The sequence below is a fragment of the Candidatus Pelagibacter sp. genome (assembly GCF_052049815.1).
Lineage (GTDB): Bacteria > Pseudomonadota > Alphaproteobacteria > Pelagibacterales > Pelagibacteraceae > Pelagibacter.
This window is the reverse complement of the sequence record NZ_JBNGZG010000045.1, coordinates 1-6708: the sequence shown is the minus strand read 5'-3', so window position 1 is coordinate 6708 and position 6708 is coordinate 1. Positions and strand designations below refer to the sequence as shown.

Genomic DNA, 6708 nt, shown 5'->3' with positions numbered 1-6708 from the left:
CGTTTTTGTTAGAAATTATATTAAAAATAAAATTGATTATTTAATTGAAGAAGAAAAAAAGAATAAATCAAAGTAAATTAATAATTTTTTTGTATTCTTCTTCGGTCATATCCATTACTTTTTTTGAAGTTTCAAAATCAAAACCATTCCTTGCTAACAAAGAAATATCTTTTTTATAAAATAAAGGTCTATTGTCCTCTACTCTTGCTGGTCCAATCCTTTTTTTTTTACAAATTTTTATTGCAGAAAAAAAATCTTGATCTGAATTTTGATCATTTATTTGTTCTACTGTGTTATTTATATAGTTCTCATCAATACCTTTTCCTAACAAATAACTTCTAATTTTATTTATTGAGCTTCCTCTACTAATCATACTTCTTGCTTTGCTTTCTGAATAAAATTTATCGTTAATAAATTTACTTTTTTCTAAATCTGATAAAACAACTTCAATTAATTTGTTTACATCTTGTTTTTTGACATTGGGCACTGATGTCTTTAAATATTTCTTTAAAAGATAAGTTTTTAATTGTTGTTTAGAAGGTGCATACTTTTCAATATAGGCAAAAGCAAAATTTCGCATTTCCTCTACCGTTACTTTAAGAGTTTTTTTTCTATTTCTTATAGGAATCATTGATAGATTTAATATAATATAATTTCAAATGATCGAGCAAATTTATAATTTTTTTACAATTGAAATGCTTTATTTGTGGGTCAATTGTGGGGTATTACCTTTTTGGTTAATTTTAATATTTTTTCCACAATCACATTTATGTAAATATTTTGTAACTTCTATCTTTCCAATTACTCTTTTGGGAGGTGCATATATTTTTATGCTCTACCAATCATATATCGATGCATATGATTTCGATAAAAATTTTACGTTATATCTTGGGATCGCTGAGTTATCTGAATTATTTTCAGATACCACCTTTTTAATAATGTTTTGGATTCATTTTGTTGCAATAAATTTATTTGTTGGAGGATGGATTTTAAAAGACTCGCAAAAATTTGGAGTTAATAGATATCTTTTAGGAGTTCCACTAATCTTCACTTATTTAATTGGGCCATTAGGTCTATTTATGTATTGGTTTATCAGATTGTTTTACGCAAAAAGAATAAGTCTATATGACTAAAAAAATAGATTTTTATTTTGATTTTGTAAGTCCTTATTCTTATTTAGCGCATAAAAAAATCATAAATTTGAATCAAAGAAATAACTTTATCTACAAACCTATTCTACTTGGCGGGTTGCATAATTTAGGTAGAATTACAGCTCCTGCATTCAATGAAAGAAAAATGAAAAATATGAGAGAAGATTGCATTTTAATTGCAAAAAAAAATGAAATTGCATTTATTTGGAATGAGAAGTTTCCTATTAATTCTTTATATTTAATGAGAGGTTATCTTTGTATTGAAGAAAAGAAAAAAAATAAATTTATTGATGTTTGTTTCGATGCATATTGGAAAAATAATTTAGATATTTCAGAAGAAAAAATCCTAAAACAAATTTTAACTAATTGTGAAATAGATGAAAATTTATTTAAACAAAATATAAAGGATCAAAAAATAAAAGATGAACTAAAAAATTTAACTAGTCATGCCTTTGATAATGATGTTTTTGGGGCACCAACTTTTGTAATCAATAATAAATTATTTTGGGGACAAGATAGACTTGATTACGCTCTGGATGAATTAGGCAACTAAATGATTTTAAATTTACTTTGTTTAAGAGCAGCAAATCCACCATCAATATGTGAAACTTTTTCAAAACCCATATCTTGCAACGTTTTAGCAGCTAAAGCTGACCTTAACCCGCCTGCACAAAATAAAACCATTTCTTTATTCATATCAAGTTTGCCATCTTTAAAATATACACTCTCAGGGTCTAACCAAAATTCTAACATACCTCGTGGAATATGATTGGAATTTTCAACCCTTCCCTCTTTTTCTAATTCTCTAATATCTCTGATATCAATTAGATTACATTCGCTTTTTGATACTTTTTCAAAAGCATCATCACTTGAAATAGTTTTTATTTGATCTAAAGCTTCACTTACTAGCTTAGTAGATGATATAACATTCATATATTTATTATTACATATGAAAAAACAAAAAAAAACAATCAAAATAAATTTTTTTAAAAAATTATTTGTTAAATTTTGTAGATTTTTTAATTTTGAAATTATTGACCAAAATGACCTTTTTTTACCTGTTTCAAATAAATCCTATAACGATAATTTATCAAAATTGGGAAAGGAATCTTTGGTGCTACCTATGGGTAGAATTAAGATTTCGAGACCTGTAAAATCTTTAGATATAATTCTTAGAACTTGTTCATCTGTTAATATGCTTTCTCAATCTAAAAAAAGAATTTTTGAAAAAACAAAAGACCAGTATTCTTTAAGAACATTAAATTCACTTATAAGATCAATTAATAAATCTCAATTAACCAATAAAATAAAAATCAAACTCACAATAATTGATCATAATTCTGGTGAAAGGATTAAAGAAAACTTCTTAAATTTATTAAAAAATCAAAATTTTGAAAGTGAAATTAAAGATTTAGAATTTGATTATTACAAAAGAAATATAAAAAATATCAATCAAGATGGTAAAGAAGTGACAACAAATCAAATGTCAAATATGTCAAACATTAATCAATCTTTTAACTTAGCAAAAGATTGTGAAGATTTAGTATATTTTGTTGAAGATGATTATTTACATGAATTAGATGCAATTGAAGAAATGGTTTATACATTTGAGAGAATTTCCTCAATTTTAAAAAAAGATATAATTCTTTGTCCTGCAGATTATCCATATTTATATAACAATCTTAATGAAACAAAGATTATGCTTGGTAATAAATACCATTGGAGATCTATACATGAGTCATTATGTACTTTCTTAACAAGTAAAGAAATTATTAATGAATATTGGCAAAAATTTATAAGTACATGTGAATTTGAACATAATCCATTTGAAAAACCATTTCATGATATTTACAAAGAAGTAAATTGTTTCAGTCCATTACCATCATTAGCAGTTCATTATACAAACATAAATTCAATTTATGGTATGTCACCAAATACTGATTACAAAAAACTTTGGGATGAAAACGAGATTAAGTGATTAAAGAACAAACAAAAGCACCTGATTTTACTTTGCCATCAACAAATGGTGAAAAGCAAAAATTAAAAGATTTATTGGGAAAATACGTTGTAATTTACTTTTATCCTAAAGATGACACTCCTGGATGCACTATAGAGACAAATGATTTTAATAAACTATTACCTAAATTTAAGAAACTTAACTGTGAAATTTTTGGCATCTCAAAAGATACTATCAAAAGCCATGATAAATTCAGAGAAAAGTTCAAAATAAAATTTGATCTTTTGTCTGACGAGGAAAAAAAAGTTTTAAAAAAATATAAAGTTTGGGGTAAGAAAAAGTTTATGGGAAAAGAGTTTATGGGAATTATTCGCTCAACTATTTTAATAGATAAAAAAGGAAAAATTATTAAAGTTTGGGACAACGTTAAAGTTAAAGATCACGCAAAAGAAGTTTTAGAAACTTTCAAATCATTAAAATAAAAAAAAGGCCCCGTAGGGCCTTTTAATCATTAACTAAAAGAGAGAGATGTTAATTTTTTTTAAAGGAGCTCTTCGATGAGTAGATCTAGAGAGCCGAAGAGCTCCATTATTACATGTAATTAGTCACGTATCGCGTAAGCAATTACACCTGTTTCAGTTACGTCTGTACCTTTTGTTTCACCTTCTTTACTTAATCTTAAGCCAATTGTTCCTTTCATGATTGACCAGATTATGTAAGCAACGATGAATACAAATGCGTTCACTGATACAACTCCGATTAATTGTGCACTGAAATTTGCATCAGCGTTTGTAGCTGGGACAATTAATGTTCCCCAAATACCCGCAAACAAGTGTGCTGGTACAGCACCTACTACATCATCAATTTTCATTTGTAATAAGAACTTAGTACCGTAAACCACTATAATACCACCCACTGCACCAATTAAAATTGCTGCTAATGGTGATGGTGCCAAAGGTTCTGCAGTAATTGCAACTAATCCACCAATACATCCATTTAACATTTGGATTACATCTGTTTTACCAATAAACAATCTTGTTACAACAGCCGCTGCCATTACACCACCAGCTCCTGCTAAAAACGTATTGATAAAGATTGTTGATACTGCGATTGCATCATCAGCTGTTCCCATAGCTAATTGTGAACCACCGTTGAAACCAAACCAACCTAACCATAGTACAAACACACCAAGTGTTACTAATGGTATAGATGAAGCTGCAAATGGTTTAATAGGAGTTGCTTCACCAGACTTAGTAAATCTTCCAAGTCTTGGTCCAATAATAATTGCACCTGCTAAAGCTGCTGCTCCACCAGTTGAGTGTACTAGTGTTGATCCAGCAAAGTCAGAGAAACCAAGTTCTGCTAACCAGCCTCCACCCCACTGCCAACCCATTACGATTGGGTATAAAATTCCAGACAAAATTGCTGCAAATAGGAAGAATGGCCATAACTTAATTCTTTCAGCCATTGCTCCTGATACAATTGAAACTGTAGTTGCACAGAATACCATTTGGAAATACCAATCTGATCCATCTGAGTAACCTGTATCTATAGCACTAGAATCTGACCATGGTATAAATTTACCAATATAACCACCTTCTGGTATTCCATATGCTAAGTTATATCCAAAAAGCCAGAACATTATTCCAGCAATTGAAAATAGTCCGATATTTTTTGCACAAATCACCGAGACACTTTTTGAAGTTACCATTCCAGATTCTAACATTGCAAAACCTGCTGCCATGAACATGACTAGAAAACCACAAATTAAAAATAGTAGAGTATTAAATATAAACCCAACTTCAGCAGACACTGTTGTTTCTGCCATTCCTGCACTACTCATGTTTAATAACAAAATTAAACTAATAAGCGGTGCGCTTATTTTTTTTATTAATTTAGTCATAAGACCTCCCTTGTTTAAAAATTAGTCTTATATTTTGATTAATTATTTTAACTAACGTTTATACTGAAAAAGGGGTATGCAGTTTTTGCATATAGAAACAGCCTTAACACGTTTTTCGTATTAAGGCTGTTTAATAATTTATCTGTTAAAAGCTTCTTTTAACGATTTAGCAGGTAAGAACTTAACCTTTTGTGATGCAGCAATTTGAATTTGCTCACCAGTTCTAGGATTTCTACCAACTCTTGCTTTTCTTTTTGCTACTTTATAAGTACCAAAACCAGCGATTTTAACGCTATCATCATTTTTAAGAGCGTCCAAAATAGTGTTGGTAATTGTATCAAAAGTTCTTTCAGCATCTGCTTTGCTTAAATTTAGCGAGCCTGAAAGCTTTGCTACTAGTTGTTTTTTATTCATTTTAGCTCCGGTTTTATTAGGTTATTTACTATCATTGTTAAAAGCATTGATAAATCAAGGCTTTTTTTAGTAGCTGTTAACAAGTGATATACTATATCTTGTTAAAACTTAAATAAGTGTTGATTTTATTGAATTTTTTAACTTTAAATGAAATTTATTTATCCAAATAAACCAAGGTCTTTTAGATCATTGAAGGTTGTAAAAAACATTAAAGATAACAACAAAAATAATCCGATTCGAAAAAAACCTTCTTGTGTTTTTTGACTTAATGGACGTCCTAGCAAAGCTTCAAAAATATAAAACATTAAATGACCACCATCCAACATAGGTATTGGAAAAAGATTTATTAAACCAAGACTGATTGAAATATAAGCCATCATACTAATAAAGGCTATCACTCCAAATGTTGCTACTTGGCCAGAAATTTTTGCAATTCTAATTGGGCCACCTAATTGAGAAGTATCCGCCTTTCCCATTATCATTCCACCCAAGTACTTAAGTGAAGAAATACTAACATAATACACTTCATGAGCTGCATGATATATTGCTTGAGCAGGGCCTAATTTTACATGATTAATTTCATCATTATAAGCACCAAGTTTAATACCAACCATTCTCTTGTTAATTTTATTTCCAAGATTGTCCTCACTCATAACCATATTGGGTTTAATTTTAAGTATTAATTCATCGTAATTTCTTTTTACTTTAAAATCGATAAAGTCACTTGTGGACATTGTTATGTATTTAGATACATCCATTAAACTTTTAACCTCATTTCCATCAATCTCTAAAATAATGTCTTTTTCTTTTAATCCACCTACCATTGCAGGACTATCTTTTTGAACTTCATTAATTACTGCAGGAGTAAAGTCTTTACCAATAAATGTATAAATTGAGAAAAATATTAATATTGCCAATAAAAAATTAGCTAGTGGACCACCAAATACAATGAGCGCTCTTTGATATAAAGGTTTTAGTATAAATAATTTTTCTCTTTCTTCGTCACTATACTTTTCTAAAATTTCTTTGTGATCTGCTTGAGAATATACATTTCTATCACCAAAAAACTTCACATAGCCGCCTAAAGGAATAGCGCAAACTTTCCATCTAGTCCCAGATTTATCATTCCAGCCAAATAGTTCTTTACCAAAACCTATTGAAAAATCTGTTACTCCTACCCCATATCTTTTAGCGAAATAGTAATGACCATATTCATGGATAAATACTACAACCAATATCAATATTAAAAATGGAATAATATCTGTCTCTAATACCCATCTCCG

At 29.0% G+C, this 6708-nt stretch carries 9 protein-coding genes; 4 read left to right on the top strand and 5 right to left on the bottom strand.

Annotated features, from left to right (window positions below):
• Window positions 1–67: 67 nt before the first annotated feature.
• A complete protein-coding gene (locus ACTT9D_RS06420; protein ID WP_440930960.1) occupies window positions 68–631 on the bottom strand; it encodes a regulatory protein RecX in 564 nt (187 codons plus the stop codon).
• Window positions 632–659: 28 nt separating this feature from the next.
• On the opposite strand from ACTT9D_RS06420, the gene ACTT9D_RS06415 reads away from it, so the two are divergent.
• Window positions 660–1133 carry an ABA4-like family protein gene (locus ACTT9D_RS06415; protein ID WP_440930959.1) on the top strand — a complete coding sequence of 158 codons (474 nt, stop codon included), beginning with the start codon at window positions 660–662 and terminating at the stop codon, window positions 1131–1133.
• Complete coding sequence (locus tag ACTT9D_RS06410; protein WP_440930958.1) at window positions 1126–1704, top strand: 2-hydroxychromene-2-carboxylate isomerase; 579 nt, start codon at window positions 1126–1128, stop codon at window positions 1702–1704. Before ACTT9D_RS06415 ends, ACTT9D_RS06410 begins: the two co-directional genes overlap by 8 nt.
• Here ACTT9D_RS06410 and ACTT9D_RS06405 read toward each other — a convergent pair.
• Window positions 1701–2084, bottom strand: coding sequence for a rhodanese-like domain-containing protein (locus tag ACTT9D_RS06405; RefSeq protein WP_440930957.1), 384 nt, complete (start codon window positions 2082–2084; stop codon window positions 1701–1703). The two genes, ACTT9D_RS06410 and ACTT9D_RS06405, sit on opposite strands and share 4 nt — an antisense overlap.
• Window positions 2085–2100: 16 nt before the next feature.
• Here ACTT9D_RS06405 and ACTT9D_RS06400 point away from each other — a divergent pair, with 16 nt between their 5' ends.
• Window positions 2101–3129 (top strand): glycosyltransferase family 2 protein, encoded by a 1029-nt coding sequence (locus tag ACTT9D_RS06400; RefSeq protein ID WP_440930956.1) that lies wholly within the window; start codon window positions 2101–2103, stop codon window positions 3127–3129.
• Window positions 3126–3590: a thioredoxin-dependent thiol peroxidase gene (bcp, locus tag ACTT9D_RS06395; protein WP_440930955.1), complete on the top strand. Its 465-nt coding sequence runs from the start codon at window positions 3126–3128 to the stop codon at window positions 3588–3590. The genes ACTT9D_RS06400 and bcp overlap by 4 nt, the downstream gene beginning before the upstream one ends.
• A 119-nt stretch (window positions 3591–3709) precedes the next feature.
• Here bcp and ACTT9D_RS06390 read toward each other — a convergent pair whose 3' ends face one another.
• From ACTT9D_RS06390 to rseP, 3 genes are all read right to left on the bottom strand, one after another.
• Window positions 3710–5011 carry an ammonium transporter gene (locus ACTT9D_RS06390; protein WP_440930954.1) on the bottom strand — a complete coding sequence of 434 codons (1302 nt, stop codon included), beginning with the start codon at window positions 5009–5011 and terminating at the stop codon, window positions 3710–3712.
• 138 nt (window positions 5012–5149) lie between these two features.
• Window positions 5150–5425, bottom strand: a complete 276-nt coding sequence (locus tag ACTT9D_RS06385) for an HU family DNA-binding protein (RefSeq protein WP_440930953.1) — start codon at window positions 5423–5425, stop codon at window positions 5150–5152.
• A gap of 158 nt (window positions 5426–5583) precedes the next feature.
• Entirely contained in the window at window positions 5584–6684 is a 1101-nt protein-coding gene (rseP, locus tag ACTT9D_RS06380; protein WP_440930961.1) for an RIP metalloprotease RseP, read from the bottom strand.
• Between the last annotated feature and the right edge of the window lie 24 nt (window positions 6685–6708).